Raw genomic sequence first — 20,256 nt, 5'->3', positions numbered from 1 at the left:
CTTAGTTTTTCACCTAAGTTTGTACTCTCACCTACAGCTTAGACCTGTGTCTTAGACACAGGTCAAGCGCTTTTATTTGTGATTTAAAATACAAAAGCAAAAAACTATTTTTTGGTGAAATGAGGGAGTCTCGGCCAAAATAGACAGTATTAACTACTGTAAATGGCAATAATTTGAGCATGTTCATCATGCCTCCCAAAGATATTGTGCTAATTGTTCAAAACAGTTGGTTATTTAAACCAATCAGTAAATCGTTCTATTTTTGATGGGACTGGCGAAAAAAGACGCACTGATCCCGTGATTAGCCAATAATTGGGGGACGATAAGGTAAGAGATGGATGCCAGAGGCTGGCGGGGGTATCCGTTGAATAATTAAGTCTAAGTTAATATTGCTGCTGCTTTCTTCTTCCTCTTGCACAAGATAGGCATTTAAATGAAAGCTTGCACAAAAGCCACCTTCGCAGCAAAGACAATCACCAGCTTTACATTTTTCACACTCTTCATCGGCATGATCGTGTTTGGTATCTTGCAAATTTTCAGTGTGATGATGAGTATTCTCATGCATTGTTTGATGATGCATATTTTTGCTTTGTTGCATAATATGCGTATCGGAAGAGTCCTTATGATGTTCTTCACAATTCATTGGTTTAGCAATAGCAAAGCCATGCTGCGTAAGCAACACGGTAATCACCACTATTTTAAACCACCTGAAAAGTCTAAACATTTTAATTCCTTCTATAGCACTGTTAACACTAACAGCTTATGAAAACATTTCCATGATGCAGATCAATATTTGTACCGGCTGCTATATATTTAGTCATTTAAAGTTCTCCGTTATTTGACCAAAAAATTAATGTGACCAATGAATGTGCTTGATGTTCAAGTGTTTCGCTCTTCATGGCTGCTAAATATTTCATATCCGATAGCATATGGTGATGGGCGTATTCATCAGCACTTCTTTCAACACGGTCTCCCTCGTAGATGGTCACATCATCAGCCAACTGCTCTCTAGCCTGTTTCTGATTGCCAGTTTCAAGTGCTTGGTGAAATGCCAAAACAACTTTTGCGGCTGGTGAACCTACACCTTTAAACAATCCTTTATCTTTATTCTTATCACCATGAGCATTTGCTGCGAAACTAAACGTCATTAATAAAACGAGTAGTATATTTATTGTTTTCATTTTCTCTTTTAGGTTTTAATTTGCAGTACCAACAACACTGGTAAGTCCTGAAGTAATGAATAAAATAACAAAAGCGACTACCATTTCTATCGAGATAGATTTAGATAACGCCTCTCTGCCTTGACTATTTTTAAGTTGTGGGACGAGTTTTAATTTATGCTTAGCTGCGATGCCCAATATCGAAGTCACGAGAGCTAATTTAAGTAACAGTGTTTGCCCATAGCTTGAACTAAACAGTTCTTCAACACTTCCGACTAATTGAATCACGAGCCAGAGACCTGCTAGCAACAATAAGCTCACTGCAAAACTTGCTTGTTTACCAAAGCTTTCCATCAGTAAATGAAGTTCTGTATAACTTAGTTGTGAGCAAGCTCGTTTTAGTGGCCATAACGCTCCAAACCACCACGCCATAACTAGCACGTGAAACATCAGAAAGCCTTTTTCAATTACGCCTAACTCAGAAACATGGCCCAGCACAGTGAAGGAATAAGCTAGGATAGTTAAACTAAACACTAAAACACTTTGCTTTAAGCATTTGTAGCGTTGAATTAGTTTGAAAGCTAAAGCGATTATTGCGATAACTAACCCAAGTCCACGAAGCAAAGCACCAGTGCCGACAGATGAGTCCCACATAATAGCCAACATATCAGCGTCTAGCGCTCCTTGAATACCTTCTTCTGCCATCGCACCAGTACTGGCAAAGAACCAAATAATATTAGCGATCAAAGCCATAACTATATAAGTTCTTGTCCACGTTAAGTTCGCTATTACAGCATTATTATGAGGTTCAATATGCTCAAAAATTTGCCTGAAAAATGTATACCCAGCAATACAGGCAAAGCCGACGTAAAATACAATTTTTGACAGTACAATAACTGTATTCCAGATATACATTTCCATAACAATCACTCCGTTAGATTAGTGGACCATAAAGCTGAAGCTATCTTTCATTTTATGCCCATCTTTACCTAAGAAGGTCACATCAACGACATAGTTTGCAGGAGCTAACTTAGGTAGTTTCCATGTAAATTCACTGGAGGCTTCTTTTGATGGCTTGAACCCAAATTTAACCTTTTCACCTTTTTTGCTTTGCAAAGTAACTTTGACTACGCGTACCTCTTTACTAAAGGTCAATGCTAATTTCTCTGGAGTCTTCATCAGCATGGCATTATCAGCAGGTACACTTTTTTCAAGATGCACATGCGCAAATACCGCACTACTAAAAACGACACTGATTACGGTCAAAAATTTAATTAATTTTTTCATATTTACCTCTATTTTAGTTTATTGAAATTGCTATTTATGATTTTCTTAACTTCGCTAAGCATTACTTTTTAGCTCCGCCTTAGAAAGCTCCTTGTTAAAGGCGTTTAATTCTGGCTTTTTAACGATTGAGTAAATTACTGGGAGCACAATAAGAGTGAGTAGCACAGCACTTGTCATGCCTCCTACCATTGGTGCAGCAATACGACTCATTACCTCAGAGCCTGTACCTGTACCATATAAAATAGGCATTAAACCGATAATGATTGTGGCTACCGTCATCATTACTGGACGGACACGTAAGCCAGCACCGTTCAATAATGCATCTTGATATGCATCATCTGAGATGGGTTCAGCTCGCTCTTCGGCTTTTTCCTTCAGCTCAGCAAGTGCTTGATTGAGATAAACCAGCATTATCACGCCAATCTCAACAGCAACACCAGCCAGCGCAATAAAGCCCACGCCAACAGCCACAGAGAAGTTAAATCCTTCTAGATACATCAACCATAAGCCACCAATCATTGCCATCGGCAAAGTCACGATGATGATAGCCACTTCGCTAAACGCTCTGAAGTTCAAGTAAAGTAGAATAACAATAATGGCGAGTGTTAAAGGCAATACATAGGTGAGCTTTTCTTTCGCTCTTTCCATATATTCGTATTGCCCAGCCCAAGTAATTGAATAACCTGCTGGTAGTTTTAGATTATTAGCCAAGTGTATTTTTGCACTTTCAACATAAGTACCTACGTCAACACCGTCTATATCGATAAACGTCCAGCCATTTAATCGAGCATTTTCACTCTTAATCCCCGGCGGACCATTTTCTACTCGGATATCTGCGACATCACCTAATGCAATGCGTTGTCCATTTGGTGTTACAACTGGCAACCTTGCAAGCTGCTCTGGAGAATCACGATAATCCTGCGGATAACGTAAGTTAACAGGGTAACGCTCTTGACCTTCTACCGTTTGGGTAACGTTCATACCACCAATCGCTGTAGAAACCACTTGTTGAACATCTTCGATATTTAACCCAAAGCGACTTGCCTTATCGCGTGAAATATCAACCTTGATATATCGGCCACCTGCAACTCGCTCAGAGTAAACTGATGCTGTGCCTGTAACTTTGGGTAAAATTTGCTCTATTTGTTGGCCGATTTCCTGAATCACATCAAGCTCTGGTCCGGCGACTTTAATACCCACAGGCGTTTTTATGCCTGTAGCTAACATGTCGATTCGGGTCTTGATTGGCATAACCCAAGCATTTGTTAAGCCCGGAAACTTAACTAATTTATCAAACTCAGCTTTTAACGATTCAGTAGTCACACCTTCTCGCCACTGCTCTTGTGGCTTCAATTGAATAAAGGTTTCAATCATGGTTAAAGGTGCAGGATCGGTTGCAGTTTCAGCTCTTCCTACTTTACCAAATACAGTTTCAACTTCTGGCACAGTGCGAATAAGCTTGTCTGTTTGCTGTAATAACTCTCTTGCTTTACCAATTGAAATACCGGGATAAGTAGTAGGCATATACATGAGATCGCCTTCATCCAACGGTGGAATAAATTCACTACCGATTTTATCGACAGGCCAAAAGCCAACGATAGTCACTAATACTGCTGCTACTATTGTCGATTTTGGAAACCTCATTACTTGCTTTAAAACAGGCATGTAGATAGCAATCAATAATCGGTTTAACGGGTTTTTCTTTTCAGAAACAACTTTGCCTCGAATAAAGTAGCCCATCAAAACAGGCACCAATGTGATCGCCAAGCCTGCTGATGCCGCCATTGCATAGGTTTTTGTATAGGCGAGCGGTGAAAACATTCTGCCTTCTTGCGCTTCTAAGATAAACACAGGTAAGAATGAGACAGTTATGATCAGCAAGCTAAAAAATAATGCAGGGCCTACCTCACTCGCAGCCTTAGCTACAATTTGCCAGCGGTTTTCATCTGTTAGTGGTATTCCCTTTTTATTAAGAGCCTCCATATGTTTATGCATATTTTCAATCATCACTATTGCGCCATCAGTCATCGCACCGATCGCAATAGCGATACCACCTAAAGACATAATATTGGCATTGATGCCTTGCATATACATGATGATGAACGACACCAAGATACCTAATGGCAGAGTGACAACAGCTACAATTGATGAGCGAAGATGAAATAGGAAAGCAACACAGACAATAGCAACGACTGCAAGCTCCTCTAGCAACTTGCTCCAAAGATTATCAACAGCACGATCTATTAACTTCGATCTGTCATAGACAGGGACAATCTCCACCCCCTCTGGTAGAGAAGATTTAAGCGACTCAAGTTTTTCTTTTACACCGTTTATGGTTTGTTGGGCATTTTCACCAAAGCGCATAACGACAACACCGCCTACAACTTCGCCTTCACCATTAAGCTCTGCTATACCACGGCGCATTTGAGGCCCTAAATTAACGGTAGCAACATCACCAATACGCAATGGCGTGCCTTGCTCGTTAATACCAAGTGGAATTTTCTCTATGTCTCCAACTGATTGAATATATCCCGTAGCAGTAACCATATATTCAGCTTCCGCCATTTCCACAACAGATGCGCCAGTTTCTTTATTGCCTCGTTTAAGTGCCATTTGGATATGACTTAACGGCACGTTATAAGCTCTGAGCTTGTCGGGATCGACTTGTACCTGATATTGCTTAACCATACCGCCAACGGCGGAAACCTCAGACACGCCCGGAACAGTTTGTAGTTCATACTTTAAAAACCAGTCTTGAATACTTCTTAATTGGCTTAGATCATGGTTTCCAGACTTATCTGTTAAAGCGTAGATGTATACCCAACCCACACCTGTCGCATCAGGTCCTAATTGTGGTTTTGCCGAATCAGGCAGGCTTGATGCTACTTGACTTAAGTACTCAAGTACTCTGCTTCTAGCCCAATACAAATCAGTATCATCATCAAAAATGATATAGACGTAGGAGTCACCAAAAAATGAGTAACCACGAACAGTTTGCGCTCCCGGCACTGACAACATCGCTGTAGTAAGGGGAAACGTCACTTGATCTTGCACTACTTGTGGTGCCTGTCCCGGATAGCTCGTCTTAATTATCACCTGCACATCAGAAAGATCTGGGAGTGCATCTACTGGCGTTTTTTGTAATGAGTACAAACCACCAAACGCGACAATTAAGGTAATCAACAAAACAAAGAAACGATTGCCGATAGACCATCTAATAATTGATTCAATCATTATTTTTCTCCCACTTAATGATTCGAGTGATCAACTACAGGCTTATTTTCCTTGCCGTGTTGTTCATCTGATTCAAGAGAGATTTCAGTGATAACCAAATCCTCTCTCACCTCAAAAGTGAAAGTGACGTTATCACCAACATTGAAATCAAGTATTTCTATATTGTCCGCGACGAAAAAGTCCATCGTCGCAGCAGTTCTATCCCATTTCTCTATTGGGCCTCGGCTAATATTTAGAATACGCGTATCAACATTAATCGCATTAATTAGACCTGATACTGTTGCAAAAGATACTTCTTCACTCATATCACCAGACTCACTCATGATATGAATACCAGTGATTTCATATCCACCGTCTTCGGTTTTACTCACTTCAAAGTGCAGAGATTGACCTGACTTTAATGAGTCAAAATCGACTTTTTCAGCCACAGTAAAATCCATAACCATTTCAGGCCAATCCCAAGCTTCAGCAGGGCCATGTGAAATATTAACCATGCGGTGCCCAGCCATTACACTATTAACATCCCCTTGCATCCAAACAGAGTTAGGCACTTCATCATGAGTCATTCGTTTGAAGTCTGACGATTTACTCGATTCGGAATCTATTAAGAATTGCGCAGAGGTGACAACAACATCATCTTCACTAAGACCGTCTAAGATTTCGATACTTTCGATATCAACTCGGCCAATCGTCACTTCGATAGACTTAAATTGCCCATCCCCCAACGCAAGTACAACTCTGTCTTGTTTACCTGTGCGAATGACGGCTTCTTTAGGCACGAGTATCGTGCTATCAGCTTGATTAGCGTGAATAGATACTTGTGCAAACATGTTTGGTTTTAGCTGGTAATCTGGGTTGTCGAATTTCAATCGCAGTCTTAAGGTGCGCGTTTTGCTATTCAATGTGGGGTAGACATAATCAACAAATCCGGTCCAATCCTCTCCCGGTAAATAATCGAGTGTCATTGAAACGGGGAGGCCCTCTTTAATTAGTGCGGCATCACGTTCAAAAACTTCTGCTTCAACCCAAACTTGATCAAGTTTGCCAATACTAAGCAAAGTATTGCCCGGCTTAACGTAAGATCCTTCTCGAATTTTTAAACCATCAATCACACCAGCTTGAGGGGAATAAAAAGTAATGTTTTGTTGTACTTTTTGTTTTTCTTCTAACTCTTTGATAAACCGCGATGATAATTGTAACGCTTTCAAACGATCCTTTGATGCGCTAATTAACGAACTGTTGTTGCGCCTTAAAGCAATCAGCAGTTCTTCTTGTGCATTAACAAGTTGTGGAGAATATAGGGTGTATAACGGTTGTCCTTTTTCTACAATGTTACCCGCTGCTTTTACATAGAGTTTTTCAATCCAACCGTCCACACGAGGATGGATATGAATTAGCCTATCTTCATCATATTGAACGTAACCTACCGTTGAGATTTCGGTATGCATATTTTTCAGCTCCACAGGAGCAGTCCGAACCCCAAGGTTATTCACTACATGAGGCGCAATTTTTACTGCTCCGGGGCCAAAGTCATCACCAGATGATTCTTCCTCATACACGGGAATTAAATCCATCCCCATAGGCGACTTCCCGGGCTTGTCCCGGCGGTAATTAGCATCCATCGGTGCAACCCAATACAGCGGTTTTTTCTCTGCTGATGTAGCTTCATTGCCATTACCGCTTGAACCTGTACCTTGATATAAACTTAATGCTCCAGCACCTAGTGCTGCCCCAATAATGATGGCGGCTACTAGTTTCAAATTTGGTGTTTTAGTATTCGTTGACATTATTTTTCTCCAAATTGCGGACTGGATAAGTGCTGATTCATTTTGTGCGAAGTGTGCATCGACTTATGTTCAGCAATTGAGTTTGATTGAGAATGCGCAAAGAAATAGTTGATGCGAGCAACTGTTTTAAGTGCGTCAACATCAATTCTTAAGGCTGATATTCTGGCATTTAATTCTGCGATTCTTGCTCGAACAACTTCGGAAAAATCGCCATCATCATTTGTGTAAGCCGTCAATGACGCTTCCGCTTGGTCATGAGTTTGTTTAAGGAGTTGTTCTTGATAGATAGATTGTCTATCTGATAAGCGTTTAAACTGTCTAAGCTCTTTTTCTACCGCACTGATCATTTGCTTTGTCAGCAAGAGTTTCTCTGTTTTAATAGCCTCTGACTCAGCAATAGAAGCTGCAACTTGCTTATCTTGTCTATTCTCAGTGAACAACGGCAAATCAAACGTTACGCCAACAGAAAATAGGTCAGATCTGCTATCACCAGAAGGCATATTGTCACGATAGGCATAACTTGCATTAACACCCCATTGCGGCTCATATTGCTGTTTGGCTAACTCAATTCCTTTTTCTGAAGCTTTGCGTTTTACATCAATTGCAAGTATGGCTGGATGATTCGCAAGTTCCTGAGCCAATAGATTTCTTGAGTAATTAGATACTTTTAGGACTGCTGGATTATTCAGAGTAATTGCTGGCAATTTTTTTGAAACCCTAAACTCTAATGGTTGCGCATCAAAGTTGAATGATTCATTCAAGCGGTCTGCATCGTAAATATGAAGCCACTCATTGAGGCGAGCGATTGACGTTTCCAGTTTCTGTTTTTGCGAAGTTAATCTGTCATCTAACTGCACGATTTCCAACTGAGCACGAATAACATCTTGCTGTCTGGTTTTACCAACAACGTTTGAGTAGCTAGCTTTAGCCACTTCCGCTATCTGCTCAAATAGCGACCAATCTTCTTCTATCAATTTAATAGTCTGTTGGGCTAAGTAAGCATCTAGCCAAAGCTGTGACACTTGGCTTTTTAACTTGGCTTTACGATCATCACGTAACAGAGGAAATTTCGTTGACTCAATTTTTAACTGGCTTTGTTTAATCTCTAGGCTATCGCCTCTCGGAAACATTTGAGAGACGCCAACCTTTAGCTGAGTCATTCCTTCCTGATCTAAATCCCAAGTATCTGTTGGTAAATTCATTATCCCTAGCGATACTCTCGGATCAGGCAAAGTACCTGAAGCAATACTTCTATTTTCAACCGCACTTTGTTTCAATCGGCTACCATGAAGCCAAGGATCATTTTGCTGAGCTAAGGTGATAGCTTGTTCAAGTGACACTACTTTCTCAGCTTGAACAGAGAATACAGATAAGCCGAGCAGTAGCGCAGTTGAAAGTGACGTAAGGTTTGAAGCGTTCAATTTCATTAGAATTGCTCCTCGTATTTCTTAATTTTTGCGTACACTTTGCTCGTTCCATCTTTAAATAGAATTAACACGTTGTATGGCATAAAGCGGTCACCGACTTCCATACCGGGAGAGCCAACTGGCATTGCTGGAACTGAAAGCCCAATCGCATTCGGGTGCTCTTCTGATAAGAACTGCTGAATAAATTTAGCAGGCACGTGACCTTCAAAGGCAAATCCGTTTCTACTCACTGCCGTGTGGCAGGAGCGATAATTAGGCTTGATACCATACTTAGTTTTGATATTGCTGATGTTTCGAAAATCTTTGGAGTGCGCAACAATCCCTTCGTCTTCAATATGAGTTATCCATTTTTTACAACACCCACAAGTAGGGGTTTTATAAACGATTAACTCCAAAGGTGTTACGTCGTGATTGTCTGCATGGTTATGTTCATTAGCGTTTGCAAACGCAGGTGAAAGCAGCATTACAACTGCTATTTTTAAATACTTATTGATCATTTTTGCCCCCAGACATCGCTGGAAAATATCTATAGCGCTACGACGCTATATTGAATAACAGAAAAATTAATTACATGTGCGCAAAATTTGGGCGCACTAATCCTGTATTAGGCAAAAATCGGTGGACGATAAAGGGAAGTTGAAATTGAATGAGGCTGTTTAGATTTAAGTGTTGCTACAGATTCACTTAGCACCTGAATGTACGTTAAGTCAACACTAGAAATTAACATTGTCTTAGAAGTACAAGCGTTTGCCGGACAAACGCATTCTAAAGTACAACAATCTTCAGTTTGAGCATTGCTGCTTTTTGTCATTTCACCATGATTCATTCCTTCATGATGACCCATATTAGAATGTTCCATATTCATATGTGACTCGTGAGAACCAGGTGGCATTTCACAAGACATAGCAGAATACGCAAATGTTTGCCCAACAAAGGCAACCATAATAAGCGTTATTACTAAGACTTTTGAAAATGCTTTAGACATAAAATTCTCTTACAAACATACAGTGAGTATGATAATTTAATTTTTTGAATAAGTAAATCGATATCAAATATGTATTTATGATTATTTGATATCGATTTTTTCAGCGAGGTAAATGTAAATTATCGCTTAGTCGATAACTAAACTACACAACGATTAAATCAGAAATAAACTTATTATTACAATCACCACAAACTATGTTGAGATGTATTTTTCTATAAAATTTTGTTTCTCAATAGGAGCAAATGTAACAGTACAGGTTTGTTTCTTTGTCTACTGCGTGCCAAAAGCGAAAAATCAAACACAATGCGCTTTTTGATTTTACTGAACTGTTAATCCGATGTTCGCTTCAAAAGTGAGTTGATTTTCGGTTCTTCATTATAGCAATTTTCAATTGAGTTAACTCTGCTTACATGGCTTACTCAAAGAGTGTGTAATTTTATACTAGATTATCCGATAAAAGGATAATTATCTTATTATTGATATTTAAAGTTAGTCGAAAAGGAAAATGTCAATTCTGAACGAAACGCTTGCAGATATTAAACGGTGCAAGTTGCTGTAAGTCAAAGAGGAAGAAGATAAATAACTTCAAGGTAATAACTCTTTCGCGTGACAACCCAACACTTTTGCAAGTGCATAAAGCTTCTCTTTTGTAATATTCATCTGACCTCTTTCAATTCGGCCGATATAGCTTCTATCCATGTCGGCGAATTCTGCTAACTTATCTTGAGCCAAACCTATCTCTTTTCTTTTTTCACGAATATTGGCACCTAATCGTTGAGCTAAATCTTTCATTTTAAGAATCTCAGTGTTTTAATCAGAATCTGGCTTATATGGATATACTGGGTAATTTTCGTCAGCAGCTTATTGCTGCTTTTCAATCACCATTTTGATCACCAATAAAATTTAAGGAACTTCATATGTTAAAAATAAAACGTCCAAAGTCACTCCCTAAAAACTTTAAACCGTCAATTGTCACTTTTGAATCAAGTTTGTTTTTTACAGTTGATATAGAAACAGATGAAAATGGTGACTATATTTTACCCTTGCCAGATAGTTTATTAGCAGATATGGGATGGCAGTTAGACGATGTTTTAAACATTGAACGAGTCAAAAACCAACAAGCCCTTCAAATTAATAATTTAAGCTACCTTAAAATGAAGCCCAGTGTGTTCAAACGAAATTTAACGAGCATCATGAGGAATATTTCAAATAATAATCATCCTCTTAAACGTGTAAAAATCGAAAGCAAAACACCTTGGATTTTCATTTTAGCTAACGAGTACAATGCGCTAACTAAAGACAATACTCATTATATAAATGACTAAAATGTACATATTTTTTAGTCATATGACTTAGATGGATTAAATTACTAAGTCAAATGTTATGGTTAAAGTTTGGAATGGATCCTGTAACGCACTAATCCAACTTAGTTAAGTTAGACAATATTCCGCAATCTTTAATTTTGCGGTTTGAAGAGCATGAATTTACCATTTGCTTTAAGCTTTTCTTAAGGGCAATAAGCTCCTCAATTTTGACAGTAATCTGTTGCAAATGCTCATCGATAATTGCATTAACACTGTCACAGCTTTCTTCTGGCATTTCCTTATTTGCTAACAACAATGATATTTCCTGAATGGACATATCATGCGCTCGACATTGTTTTATAAAGGTTAACCTTTCTATAGCGTTTTGATCATATAAACGATAATTCGCATCGGTTCGAGTAGGTTCTGGTAGTAATTTTTTTCGCTCATAAAATCGTATTGTCTGAATGCTACAACCTGTTATTTCTGCTATGTCGCCTATTTTCATAATTATTTAACCCTGCCCTTGACCCTATACCAAGTATAGACTTTATAGTTAAAGAATAAAGCTAAATATAAAGGGGTCAATTATGAGTGGATGTGGCTGTGAAGTTGAGTTAAAAGATACTCAGCAAAAACATGTACTTTATTGGTTGCTTGGAATCAATGTGGTCATGTTCTTGGTTGAGATTTCAGTGGGTTTGATTGCCAATTCAACGGCGCTGATAGCCGATTCAATAGATATGTTAGCTGATGCCATAGTCTATATCATCGCCCTATATGCAGTAAGTCGTTCATTAATTCATAAAGCAAATGCTGCTCTTATTAGTGGCTATTTTCAATTAGCGCTCGGGTTACTAATTACCTTTGACATAATTCGAAGATTATTTGGCTCTGCAGAGCCAAGTTCATGGTTTATGATCGGTATGGGGTTCATAGCATTAGTTGCCAATATTATTTGTTTAGTTTTAATTAGAAAACACAATAACGGTGAGGTCCATATGCGAGCAAGCTGGATATTTTCAGCTAATGATGTGATTGCCAATTTAGGCGTAATTGCTGCAGGTATATTAGTGATGTGGCTTGAATCACGTTGGCCTGATATTTTAATTGGTAGCCTAATTGCGATTTTAATAATAAGAGGGTCATATTTAATTATTACTGACGCTAAAAAGACTAAAAATAGTTGCGGTGCTAATCGATCAGAATCATGTTCGTAAAGGCTATTCAAATGAACCCAAATTACTTATCAGCCACAAAAATATTAGATTTTAAAAATAACAATATCCAATCATTGATTTTACTGCGCAACTGGAAACTCCTCGATGATTACAACAAAATAGGGGCCGTTTATACTTTTGTAAAAGACGAAGTCAAGTTCGGCTACAACCAAAGTGATGATATTGCTGCCAGTGAGGTTTTATTAGATGGCTACGGGCAGTGTAATACCAAAGGAAACCTATTAGTGGCCCTTTTAAGAGCACTTGGTATTCAATGTCGTTTCCATGGATTCACGATAGACCAGCAACTACAAAAAGGCGCTATTCCAAGTTATGTTTTTTGGCTAGCACCTAAATACATTATCCATAGTTGGGTTGAAGTGTATTTTGAAGATAAGTGGATAAATTTAGAAGGGTTTATTCTTGACGGACCTTACCTGAATTCAATCCAATCTAAATTTAGTCAAACAAAAGAAAGTTTTTGCGGGTACGGTATCGCAACAAAATGCTTAGAAAAGCCAGAAACAGATTGGACCGGTAAGGATACCTATATTCAAAAAGAAGGAATACATGACGACTTTGGAATTTATGATTCACCTGATGCATTTTACGCTGAGCGAGGAACAAACTTATCGGGTATCCGACGTTGGGCATATCAAAAAATGATCAGGCATATTATTAATTGGAATGTGCGAAGACTCAGGGCAAAAGCAATAATTGCAGAGGTACAGCATGCATAACCACACTCACAATCATACTCATCTACACCATGATGAGGCATCCAAGCGCATAGGCTGGGCTTTTTTTCTGAACTTGACTTTTACTATAATTGAGTTTATTGGGGGTTGGCTGACTAATAGCACTGCAATTATGGCTGACGCTATCCATGATTTAGGCGATAGTTTTTCAATCGGTGCCGCATGGGGATTAAATAAACTGAGTAACAAACCTGCGACTAACCGGTTTTCATACGGTTACAAGCGGTTTTCTTTACTTGGTGCGTTAATTAATGGTCTAGTTTTATCAGTTGGTTCCATTTTTATCTTAATAGAGGCTATACCTAGATTGGCAGAGCCAGAAATGCCACATGTCGAAGGTATGTTTTTACTCGCGATTTTTGGTATGACAGTAAATGGGTACGCTGCGTATAAACTAAGCCATGGAAAATCACTTAATGAGAGAGTGTTAAACTGGCATTTGTTAGAAGATGTTTTAGGTTGGATAGCAATTTTTATTGTTTCAATTGTATTGATGTTTGTTGATTGGCCTATCCTCGATCCTATTCTATCAATTTGCTTCACTTTATTTATTTTGTTTAATGTTGCGCGGACATTAAAATCAACAATATTACTATTTTTGCAAGCAGCGCCCGACCTTGAACTGATTGAAAACATTAAAATAAAAATATTATCGAAAGATATTGTAGGTGAAGTACATCATTTGCATATTTGGTCGTTAGATGGTGAAAATAACGTGTTAACTGCACATATTGCTCTAAATACAGATGTATCAAACCAACAATTAAAAGTGTACAAGAAGGAATTATCAGACGAACTTGAAGGGTTTGAGTTCGCTCATACTACGATAGAGATAGAGTTTTTAGATGAACAATGCCGTGACGCAAACTAAACAAAATAGTGTTAGTATAAATTAAGCAAAGAGATATAATAAAAAAATGAATATTAACCGATTTTCTAAATACATAATGATAGTGCTGATTTTACTTCAGTCGCTTTCTGCTGTGGCAAAATCAGTCGATTTTCATATGCTTGATCCAGAGCATCTTCAAACTACCCACGTCCACGCTCTAGATGATAACCAAAGCTCATACGAAATAGCAGAGGATGGATTGCATAACCCAGCAGATTGCCACCATTGCGGTCATTGTAATGGCTCACATGTGCAAGGTGCGCCACATGCTTATTTGCATCAATTATTTGTTTTTAAACATACTCACTCATTCATTTACCAAAATTCAGTAATCGAAAGTCCCTCTAGCAAGCTGCTTCGTCCCCCTAAAAAATAATCCTTTTATTTACTTGGCGCGCTTGGTTATTAAGCCTGCGCTCATTTCATAAAATAAACAGGATAAAATATGAATTGGTCTTATTTTAAGGCTTCCGTCTGTGTTTTGAAGAAAACGACACGGTTGCTTACGTTGTCATTAATGGTGACAACCACCACCGCATTAGCTAATGAATTATCAATTGATACAATTTCATTATCAAATGCAATACAAAGAACACTTGCCAATAACCCACAGTTAAGTGTTTTTGATTATAAATATAAAAGTTTAGAAGGTGAGTTAATTACCGCAGGGTTGAAACCTGAATACAGTGTAGGGGCTGAATTAGAAAACTTTGCTGGCACAGGTGAGGTATCTGGACTTAGTAATTCAGAGATGACATTAACAATCTCATCAGTAATAGAATTTGGTGATAAAGTTAATAGTAGGAAACGCTTGGTTAATTCACAAAAACAGGCTTTGACTGTCGACAAAAAGATACAAACATTAGGAATATTAGGTGAAGTAACTAAAAGATATATCGATGTTTTAACTTTGCAGCAGATTATGCTTGTCAATAAAAATGCTGAAAAATTAGCCCAACAAACTTATCAAACGGTCTCAAAAAGAGTTAGGGTAGGCTCTACTCCGTCTTCGGAACTAAAAAGAGCTGAAGCTGCTCTTGCGCTTGCTAGGTTAGAAACTTTAACAATTACTAAGCAGTTTAAAGCAAGCCTGCGTAAATTAGCCATTATGTGGGGCGAACAATCACCGCGATTTTCTCGCGTATCCGGAGATTTGTTTGCATTCCCGAAAGTAAATTCTCTCGACTACATCATGGAGCAGCTATCTCAAAGCCCGCATATTATGGCTTATGCAGAACAATCTAGAATTCAGCAAGCTCAACTGCAGCAAAGTAAGACCCAAAACTACGCTGATATTTCTTGGAGTGCCGGTATAAAACGGTTTGAAGGAAGCAATGACACTGCATTAGTAGCAGGATTTAGTATGCCCCTCTTCACAGAGAATAGAAATAAAGGGAGCTATCAATCACAAAAAGCCAAGCTAGACGAGATTGAGCAACAAAAACAATCCAGTATTCGAGCGATTTATAGTCAGCTCACAAGTCTATTTTCAGCTCAGGAAGAAGCCCAACTCAGGGTTGAGTCTTTACGGTCCTACATTATTCCTCCACAAGAAAAGGCGTTGGAGTTAGTACAGCAAGGCTATTCAGAGGGGCGCTTCAGCTATCTTGAATTAATCTCTTCGCAAGAAGAACTCATAGAGATGCAATACGCACTTATTTTTTCAGCAAGTGAAATTCATAAGCAAATTGCATCAATTGAAGCACTATCTGGCATTCCTTTAATTTCCTCTTATTTTCCAAGTAAGGCTGATGCCCAACTTTCCAATATTATCGAGAATTACTAATGAAAAAGAATAAAATTTTTGAGCTCCCAACGAGCCTATTTAACTTAGCGCTAATTGTGATGATGGGCTTTACTTCAGTTACGATTTCCGCTGAAGAAGGCCATGAACATATTCATGATTCTAATCAAAGTGAGCAATATCAAGATGGTCACGAAGATGGTCACGAAGATGGTCACGAAGATGGTCACGAAGATGGTCACGAAGATGGTCACGAAGATGGTCACGAAGATGGTCACGAAGACGAGTTTGTATCTTTGTCAGTTGAAATAGCAAATAAAAATGGTATCAAAACAATCACTGCCACTGGTGGTGATATTCGAGAAGAGGCAATTTTATACGGAAAAATTGTAGCAGACCCGTCCTCCATTTCAGAAGTCCAAGCACGCTTTAATGGCGTTATTAAGGAGATACATGCGAATATCGGAGATGAAGTTAAAAAAGGTGAAACGCTTATAGTGGTTGAGTCCAATGAAAGCTTAAATCATTATTCTGTTAAAGCGCCATACTCTGGACGAGTTATTGCAAGACAAGCCAATGTTGGTGAGCTTACGAATGGTCAAAGCTTACTTACAATCGCCAACTTTGACTTAGTATGGGCTAGATTAGCAGTGTTCCCAAGTCAGATGGATATGATTACCCCAAAGCAAAAGGTCGTTATTCATACCACAGAAGTTGAACAACAAGCCCAAATTAGCTATTTAACCCCATCTTTAGAGAATAAACCCTATTCACTCGCATTTTCGAAAATTGTCAACAAATCTAATAAATGGCCTATTGGTGCTGCCGTGCAAGCCCGCGTTACTACCAATTTAGTTTCTTCAAAAATCATAGTACCAAAAGAAGCTATTCAAGAATTTGAGGGTAATACAGTGGTCTTCATCAAAGAGCAAAACCAATACCATCCACGAACCATTACAACTGGCGCATCAGACTCTACCAATGTCGAAGTTATCGATGGATTAAGCGCTGGTGAAACAGTTGTTAGTCAAAACAGTTATTTACTTGTTGCCGACTTAAAAAAATCGGAGGCTGGACATGATCATTAATTCTTTTTCCAAGTATTTTATTGTTGACCTACTTGAGGTGTGCGTATGATCACCTGGATTTTAGATTTATCCATCCGTAGACGCGGAACAATGCTATTAATGGCACTGATAATTATTGCTTTGGGGATGTGGAATTATCAAAAGCTACCTATTGATGCTGTACCGGATATTACGAATGTACAAGTTCAAATAAACACGCAAGCGCAAGGTTACTCTCCATTAGAAACAGAGCAAAGAATTACCTTTTTAGTCGAAACAGGTTTATCTGGTTTACCCAAGCTTGCTTACACTCGCTCACTATCTCGTTACGGGCTTTCTCAAGTTACGGTTGTTTTTGAAGAAGGTACAGATCTGTATTTTGCGAGAAACCTGATAAATGAGCGGCTTGGCTCGATTAAAGAACAATTACCTTCTGGTATTGAACCCGAAATGGGCCCCATTGCGACAGGGCTTGGTGAAATATACATGTATAGTGTTAGTGCCGATGAAAATGCAAAACAGAAAAATGGATTACCATACGATGCAATGGCATTAAGGGAGATCCATGATTGGGTCGTAAAACCGCAACTTGCATTAGTTAAAGGAATAACAGAGATCAACGCGATTGGTGGTTACAAGAAACAATACCACATCAACCCCGATCCATTAAAGATGTTGCATTATGGCGTAACCAATAAAGCACTCTCTAATGCAGTAATGCGAAACAATGCAAATCAAGGAGCGGGCTTTGTTGAAAACAATGGGCAGCAAATACTTGTTCGTTCTCAAGCTCAATTAGAAACGATTGAAGACATTCAGAACGTCATTGTAAGGACCGATGACGGAGCAATTGTCAAAGTTAAAGATGTAGCTGAAGTTGCCATAGGTAAAGAGTTGAGAACAGGTGCAGCGTCTCAGGAAGGCAACGAAAGCGTGATTGGTACAGCAATGATGCTCGTGGGCGAAAACTCTCGCTCTGTTGCGTTAGCCGTTGGGGATAAAATTAGAGATATCCAACCTAGCTTACCTGAGGGTGTGTCAATAGTTTCGTTATACGACAGGACGACATTAGTGGATAAAGCCATAAATACGGTACAGAAAAACCTGATAGAAGGTGCTTTACTGGTCATTTTTGTCCTGTTTGCCCTTCTCGGAAACATAAGGGCGGCCTTAATCACAGCAGCAGTCATCCCTCTTGCCATGTTGGCAACCATTACTGGTATGGTTCAAACCAAAGTCTCTGCAAACTTAATGAGTTTAGGCGCGTTAGATTTTGGCTTAATTGTTGATGGCGCAGTCATCATAGTTGAAAATTGCATTCGACGCTTAGCAGAAAATCAAAAGCGCAATGGAAATAAAATATCGATTAAAGAACGTTTAGATATTGTTTATTCAGCCAGTAATGAAGTCATACGTCCTAGTGTTTTTGGCGTATTAATCATCACTATCGTCTATGTGCCTTTATTCACCTTAACTGGTGTGGAAGGGAAGATGTTTCACCCAATGGCTGCAACTGTCATCATCGCTCTATTATCTGCAATGGTATTTACCTTCACGCTCGTACCCGCGGCTGTTGCTTTGTTCTTGAAAGGTAAAATCAGCGAAAAAGAAAGTCCGATTATCATTGGTGCTAAAACAGTATATCGCCCCGTGTTGAAGTGGGCTTTAAAACTACGCTGGCTCGTTGTAAGTAGTGCAGTAATACTTGTTGGCTTTAGTTTTTTTCTGGGGAGCAAATTAGGCTCGGAATTTGTTCCGCAACTTAATGAAGGAGATATTGCGCTTCATGCGATGCGTATTCCGGGTACCGGTATTGATCAAGCCATGGAAATGCAGAAAGTTCTAGAACAGAAAATAATGGAGTATGAGGAAGTTCTGACTGTATTTTCAAAAACTGGAACCGCTGAAGTAGCTACAGATGCGATGCCCCCCAATGTGACCGATACGTTTTTAATATTAAAACCAAGAGACCAGTGGCCGGATCCTAGTTCAACTAAAGCTGATTTTGTCGAAAAACTGGAAAAGGGATTAAGTTTAATCCCAGGTAATAATTATGAATTTACACAACCGATCCAGATGCGGTTTAACGAGCTAATTAGTGGCGTAAGAGCTGATGTAGGCATTAAGTTGTATGGAGATGATTTAGACCAATTAGTCACTTCGGCTCAAGAGGTTCTAAGTACGCTCAATACCATATCAGGAGTTGCTGACGCGCGATTAGAGCAAGTTGATGATATTCCTATCTTTACTGTCAACCCTAAACCGGAAGCATTAGCCCTATATGGGTTAGATGTTTCGGATCTGCAATATTGGTTGAAAACTGTAATGTCAGGTGAAAATACAGGCCTCATTTTTGAAGGAGATCGTCGGTTTGAGATTATTATTAGGTATCCAGAACTAATTAGAACTGAATTAGCCCAACTTGGAAAATTGCCAATAACCACTCCAAATGGAGAGTTTGTTCCTGTTGAAGAAGTAGCAACTCTTAGCTATACAACAGTTCCAAGCCAGATAAGCCGTGAAAATGGTAAGCGCCGAATCGTTGTTACTGCAAATGTTAGGGAGCGAGACTTAGGTTCATTTGTACAAGAGGCCCAACAAAAAATTCAACAAAATGTTAATTTACCCGCAGGCTACTGGCTTGAATATGGTGGTACGTTTGAACAACTTGAAAGTGCGACGCAACGCTTGACGATCGTAGTTCCCGTAACATTATTTGTAATCTTGACGTTACTGGTTGTCGCATTTAGCTCAGTGAAAGATGCTCTCATCATTTTTAGCGGTGTGCCTTTAGCATTGACAGGCGGAATTCTGGCATTGTGGTTTAGAGATATGCCACTATCAATTTCAGCGGCAGTTGGTTTTATCGCCCTTTCAGGAATTGCAGTATTAAATGGGCTTGTCATGTTGTCATTTATAAAACAGCGACTCCAAGAAACAGGAGAATTGATAAACTCAATTGTTGAAGGGGCAACGGTGAGATTAAGGCCTGTATTAATGACAGCTCTAGTGGCAAGTTTGGGCTTTATTCCAATGGCACTAAATGTAGGAACTGGTGCAGAAGTACAACGACCATTAGCTACGGTAGTTATTGGTGGTATTATATCTTCAACACTACTTACATTAGTTGTTTTACCTGTGCTTTATAAGATTGTTTATAGCCACTTTAAGCTAGTTGATAGTAAAACTAACAATTAAGATAACCCTGCAACCTATTTGGTTGATAGCCGATAGGCTTCCCAATTTTGAATGACTTTTGAACACATTTTTTTAAAGGGTCATTCAATTGGGAAAGTGTAAATTACCCTACCGATAAGAGATTTAAAGCATCTAAGTTATTAACTGAGCAAGCTCTTTGTGAGCTTGCTTATTTTCCCAGCTTGCACCCGGA

Annotated in this window: 19 protein-coding genes; 8 read left to right on the top strand and 11 right to left on the bottom strand. The window is 39.0% G+C overall.

What is annotated here, in order from left to right:
• Positions 1-301 precede the first annotated feature (301 nt).
• From XM47_RS01185 to XM47_RS01140, 10 genes are all read right to left on the bottom strand, one after another.
• On the bottom strand, positions 302-724 hold the full coding sequence (locus XM47_RS01185; protein ID WP_048688450.1) for a hypothetical protein: 423 nt from the start codon (positions 722-724) through the stop codon (positions 302-304).
• 97 nt (positions 725-821) lie between these two features.
• Positions 822-1,181 carry a hypothetical protein gene (locus XM47_RS01180; protein WP_245623396.1) on the bottom strand — a complete coding sequence of 120 codons (360 nt, stop codon included), beginning with the start codon at positions 1,179-1,181 and terminating at the stop codon, positions 822-824.
• A gap of 15 nt (positions 1,182-1,196) precedes the next feature.
• Positions 1,197-2,081, bottom strand: a complete 885-nt coding sequence (locus tag XM47_RS01175; protein WP_048688447.1) for a copper resistance D family protein — start codon at positions 2,079-2,081, stop codon at positions 1,197-1,199.
• A gap of 18 nt (positions 2,082-2,099) precedes the next feature.
• Positions 2,100-2,447 (bottom strand): copper resistance CopC family protein, encoded by a 348-nt coding sequence (locus tag XM47_RS01170; protein ID WP_048688445.1) that lies wholly within the window; start codon positions 2,445-2,447, stop codon positions 2,100-2,102.
• Positions 2,448-2,501: 54 nt separating this feature from the next.
• Entirely contained in the window at positions 2,502-5,681 is a 3,180-nt protein-coding gene (locus tag XM47_RS01165; protein WP_048688443.1) for an efflux RND transporter permease subunit, read from the bottom strand.
• Between the two features lie 14 nt (positions 5,682-5,695).
• Positions 5,696-7,468 carry an efflux RND transporter periplasmic adaptor subunit gene (locus tag XM47_RS01160; protein WP_048688439.1) on the bottom strand — a complete coding sequence of 591 codons (1,773 nt, stop codon included), beginning with the start codon at positions 7,466-7,468 and terminating at the stop codon, positions 5,696-5,698.
• Positions 7,468-8,895: a TolC family protein gene (locus tag XM47_RS01155; RefSeq protein WP_048688437.1), complete on the bottom strand. Its 1,428-nt coding sequence runs from the start codon at positions 8,893-8,895 to the stop codon at positions 7,468-7,470. The genes XM47_RS01160 and XM47_RS01155 overlap by 1 nt, the downstream gene beginning before the upstream one ends.
• On the bottom strand, positions 8,895-9,392 hold the full coding sequence (locus tag XM47_RS01150) for a DUF411 domain-containing protein (protein WP_048688435.1): 498 nt from the start codon (positions 9,390-9,392) through the stop codon (positions 8,895-8,897). Before XM47_RS01150 ends, XM47_RS01155 begins: the two co-directional genes overlap by 1 nt.
• A 107-nt stretch (positions 9,393-9,499) precedes the next feature.
• Positions 9,500-9,880 carry a hypothetical protein gene (locus XM47_RS01145; RefSeq protein ID WP_048688432.1) on the bottom strand — a complete coding sequence of 127 codons (381 nt, stop codon included), beginning with the start codon at positions 9,878-9,880 and terminating at the stop codon, positions 9,500-9,502.
• Between the two features lie 585 nt (positions 9,881-10,465).
• Positions 10,466-10,672, bottom strand: coding sequence for a helix-turn-helix domain-containing protein (locus XM47_RS01140; protein ID WP_048688431.1), 207 nt, complete (start codon positions 10,670-10,672; stop codon positions 10,466-10,468).
• Between the two features lie 125 nt (positions 10,673-10,797).
• Between XM47_RS01140 and XM47_RS01135 the strand changes: the two genes are divergently transcribed.
• Positions 10,798-11,205 carry a hypothetical protein gene (locus tag XM47_RS01135; protein WP_048688429.1) on the top strand — a complete coding sequence of 136 codons (408 nt, stop codon included), beginning with the start codon at positions 10,798-10,800 and terminating at the stop codon, positions 11,203-11,205.
• A 91-nt stretch (positions 11,206-11,296) separates the two neighbouring features.
• Here the strand turns inward: XM47_RS01135 and cadR are convergent, their stop codons facing one another.
• Positions 11,297-11,692, bottom strand: a complete 396-nt coding sequence (cadR, locus tag XM47_RS01130; RefSeq protein WP_048688426.1) for a Cd(II)/Pb(II)-responsive transcriptional regulator — start codon at positions 11,690-11,692, stop codon at positions 11,297-11,299.
• Between the two features lie 82 nt (positions 11,693-11,774).
• Here cadR and XM47_RS01125 point away from each other — a divergent pair, with 82 nt between their 5' ends.
• The 7 genes from XM47_RS01125 to XM47_RS01095 all read left to right on the top strand — a co-directional run bounded on the left by XM47_RS01125 (position 11,775) and on the right by XM47_RS01095 (position 20,063).
• Positions 11,775-12,404, top strand: a complete 630-nt coding sequence (locus tag XM47_RS01125) for a cation efflux transmembrane domain-containing protein (RefSeq protein ID WP_048688424.1) — start codon at positions 11,775-11,777, stop codon at positions 12,402-12,404.
• Positions 12,405-12,415: 11 nt separating this feature from the next.
• Complete coding sequence (locus XM47_RS01120) at positions 12,416-13,144, top strand: transglutaminase-like domain-containing protein (protein WP_048688422.1); 729 nt, start codon at positions 12,416-12,418, stop codon at positions 13,142-13,144.
• A complete protein-coding gene (locus XM47_RS01115) occupies positions 13,137-14,033 on the top strand; it encodes a cation diffusion facilitator family transporter (RefSeq protein ID WP_048688420.1) in 897 nt (298 codons plus the stop codon). The genes XM47_RS01120 and XM47_RS01115 overlap by 8 nt, the downstream gene beginning before the upstream one ends.
• 46 nt (positions 14,034-14,079) lie before the next feature.
• Complete coding sequence (locus tag XM47_RS01110; RefSeq protein ID WP_048688417.1) at positions 14,080-14,430, top strand: hypothetical protein; 351 nt, start codon at positions 14,080-14,082, stop codon at positions 14,428-14,430.
• Between the two features lie 69 nt (positions 14,431-14,499).
• Positions 14,500-15,840, top strand: coding sequence for a TolC family protein (locus XM47_RS01105; RefSeq protein WP_078061796.1), 1,341 nt, complete (start codon positions 14,500-14,502; stop codon positions 15,838-15,840).
• Complete coding sequence (locus tag XM47_RS01100) at positions 15,840-16,886, top strand: permuted SH3 domain-containing protein (protein ID WP_048688414.1); 1,047 nt, start codon at positions 15,840-15,842, stop codon at positions 16,884-16,886. Before XM47_RS01105 ends, XM47_RS01100 begins: the two co-directional genes overlap by 1 nt.
• Before the next feature lie 45 nt (positions 16,887-16,931).
• Entirely contained in the window at positions 16,932-20,063 is a 3,132-nt protein-coding gene (locus tag XM47_RS01095) for an efflux RND transporter permease subunit (RefSeq protein WP_048688411.1), read from the top strand.
• Positions 20,064-20,256: the final 193 nt, after the last annotated feature.

This window comes from Catenovulum maritimum, from assembly GCF_001050375.1.
Lineage (GTDB): Bacteria > Pseudomonadota > Gammaproteobacteria > Enterobacterales > Alteromonadaceae > Catenovulum > Catenovulum maritimum.
The sequence above is the reverse complement of the archived record's forward strand: the minus strand, read 5'-3'. Positions and strand labels throughout refer to the sequence as shown.

Coding starts and splice junctions, on each gene's coding strand:
- XM47_RS01175 (WP_048688447.1), bottom strand. CDS start 2,081: ATGGAAATGTATATCTGGAATACAGTTATTGTACTGTCAAAAATTGTA.
- XM47_RS01125 (WP_048688424.1), top strand. CDS start 11,775: ATGAGTGGATGTGGCTGTGAAGTTGAGTTAAAAGATACTCAGCAAAAA.
- XM47_RS01135 (WP_048688429.1), top strand. CDS start 10,798: ATGTTAAAAATAAAACGTCCAAAGTCACTCCCTAAAAACTTTAAACCG.
- cadR (WP_048688426.1), bottom strand. CDS start 11,692: ATGAAAATAGGCGACATAGCAGAAATAACAGGTTGTAGCATTCAGACA.
- XM47_RS01115 (WP_048688420.1), top strand. CDS start 13,137: ATGCATAACCACACTCACAATCATACTCATCTACACCATGATGAGGCA.
- XM47_RS01105 (WP_078061796.1), top strand. CDS start 14,500: ATGAATTGGTCTTATTTTAAGGCTTCCGTCTGTGTTTTGAAGAAAACG.
- XM47_RS01150 (WP_048688435.1), bottom strand. CDS start 9,392: ATGATCAATAAGTATTTAAAAATAGCAGTTGTAATGCTGCTTTCACCT.
- XM47_RS01145 (WP_048688432.1), bottom strand. CDS start 9,880: ATGTCTAAAGCATTTTCAAAAGTCTTAGTAATAACGCTTATTATGGTT.
- XM47_RS01095 (WP_048688411.1), top strand. CDS start 16,932: ATGATCACCTGGATTTTAGATTTATCCATCCGTAGACGCGGAACAATG.
- XM47_RS01180 (WP_245623396.1), bottom strand. CDS start 1,181: ATGAAAACAATAAATATACTACTCGTTTTATTAATGACGTTTAGTTTC.
- XM47_RS01140 (WP_048688431.1), bottom strand. CDS start 10,672: ATGAAAGATTTAGCTCAACGATTAGGTGCCAATATTCGTGAAAAAAGA.
- XM47_RS01110 (WP_048688417.1), top strand. CDS start 14,080: ATGAATATTAACCGATTTTCTAAATACATAATGATAGTGCTGATTTTA.
- XM47_RS01170 (WP_048688445.1), bottom strand. CDS start 2,447: ATGAAAAAATTAATTAAATTTTTGACCGTAATCAGTGTCGTTTTTAGT.
- XM47_RS01155 (WP_048688437.1), bottom strand. CDS start 8,895: ATGAAATTGAACGCTTCAAACCTTACGTCACTTTCAACTGCGCTACTG.
- XM47_RS01120 (WP_048688422.1), top strand. CDS start 12,416: ATGAACCCAAATTACTTATCAGCCACAAAAATATTAGATTTTAAAAAT.
- XM47_RS01160 (WP_048688439.1), bottom strand. CDS start 7,468: ATGTCAACGAATACTAAAACACCAAATTTGAAACTAGTAGCCGCCATC.
- XM47_RS01165 (WP_048688443.1), bottom strand. CDS start 5,681: ATGATTGAATCAATTATTAGATGGTCTATCGGCAATCGTTTCTTTGTT.
- XM47_RS01100 (WP_048688414.1), top strand. CDS start 15,840: ATGAAAAAGAATAAAATTTTTGAGCTCCCAACGAGCCTATTTAACTTA.
- XM47_RS01185 (WP_048688450.1), bottom strand. CDS start 724: ATGTTTAGACTTTTCAGGTGGTTTAAAATAGTGGTGATTACCGTGTTG.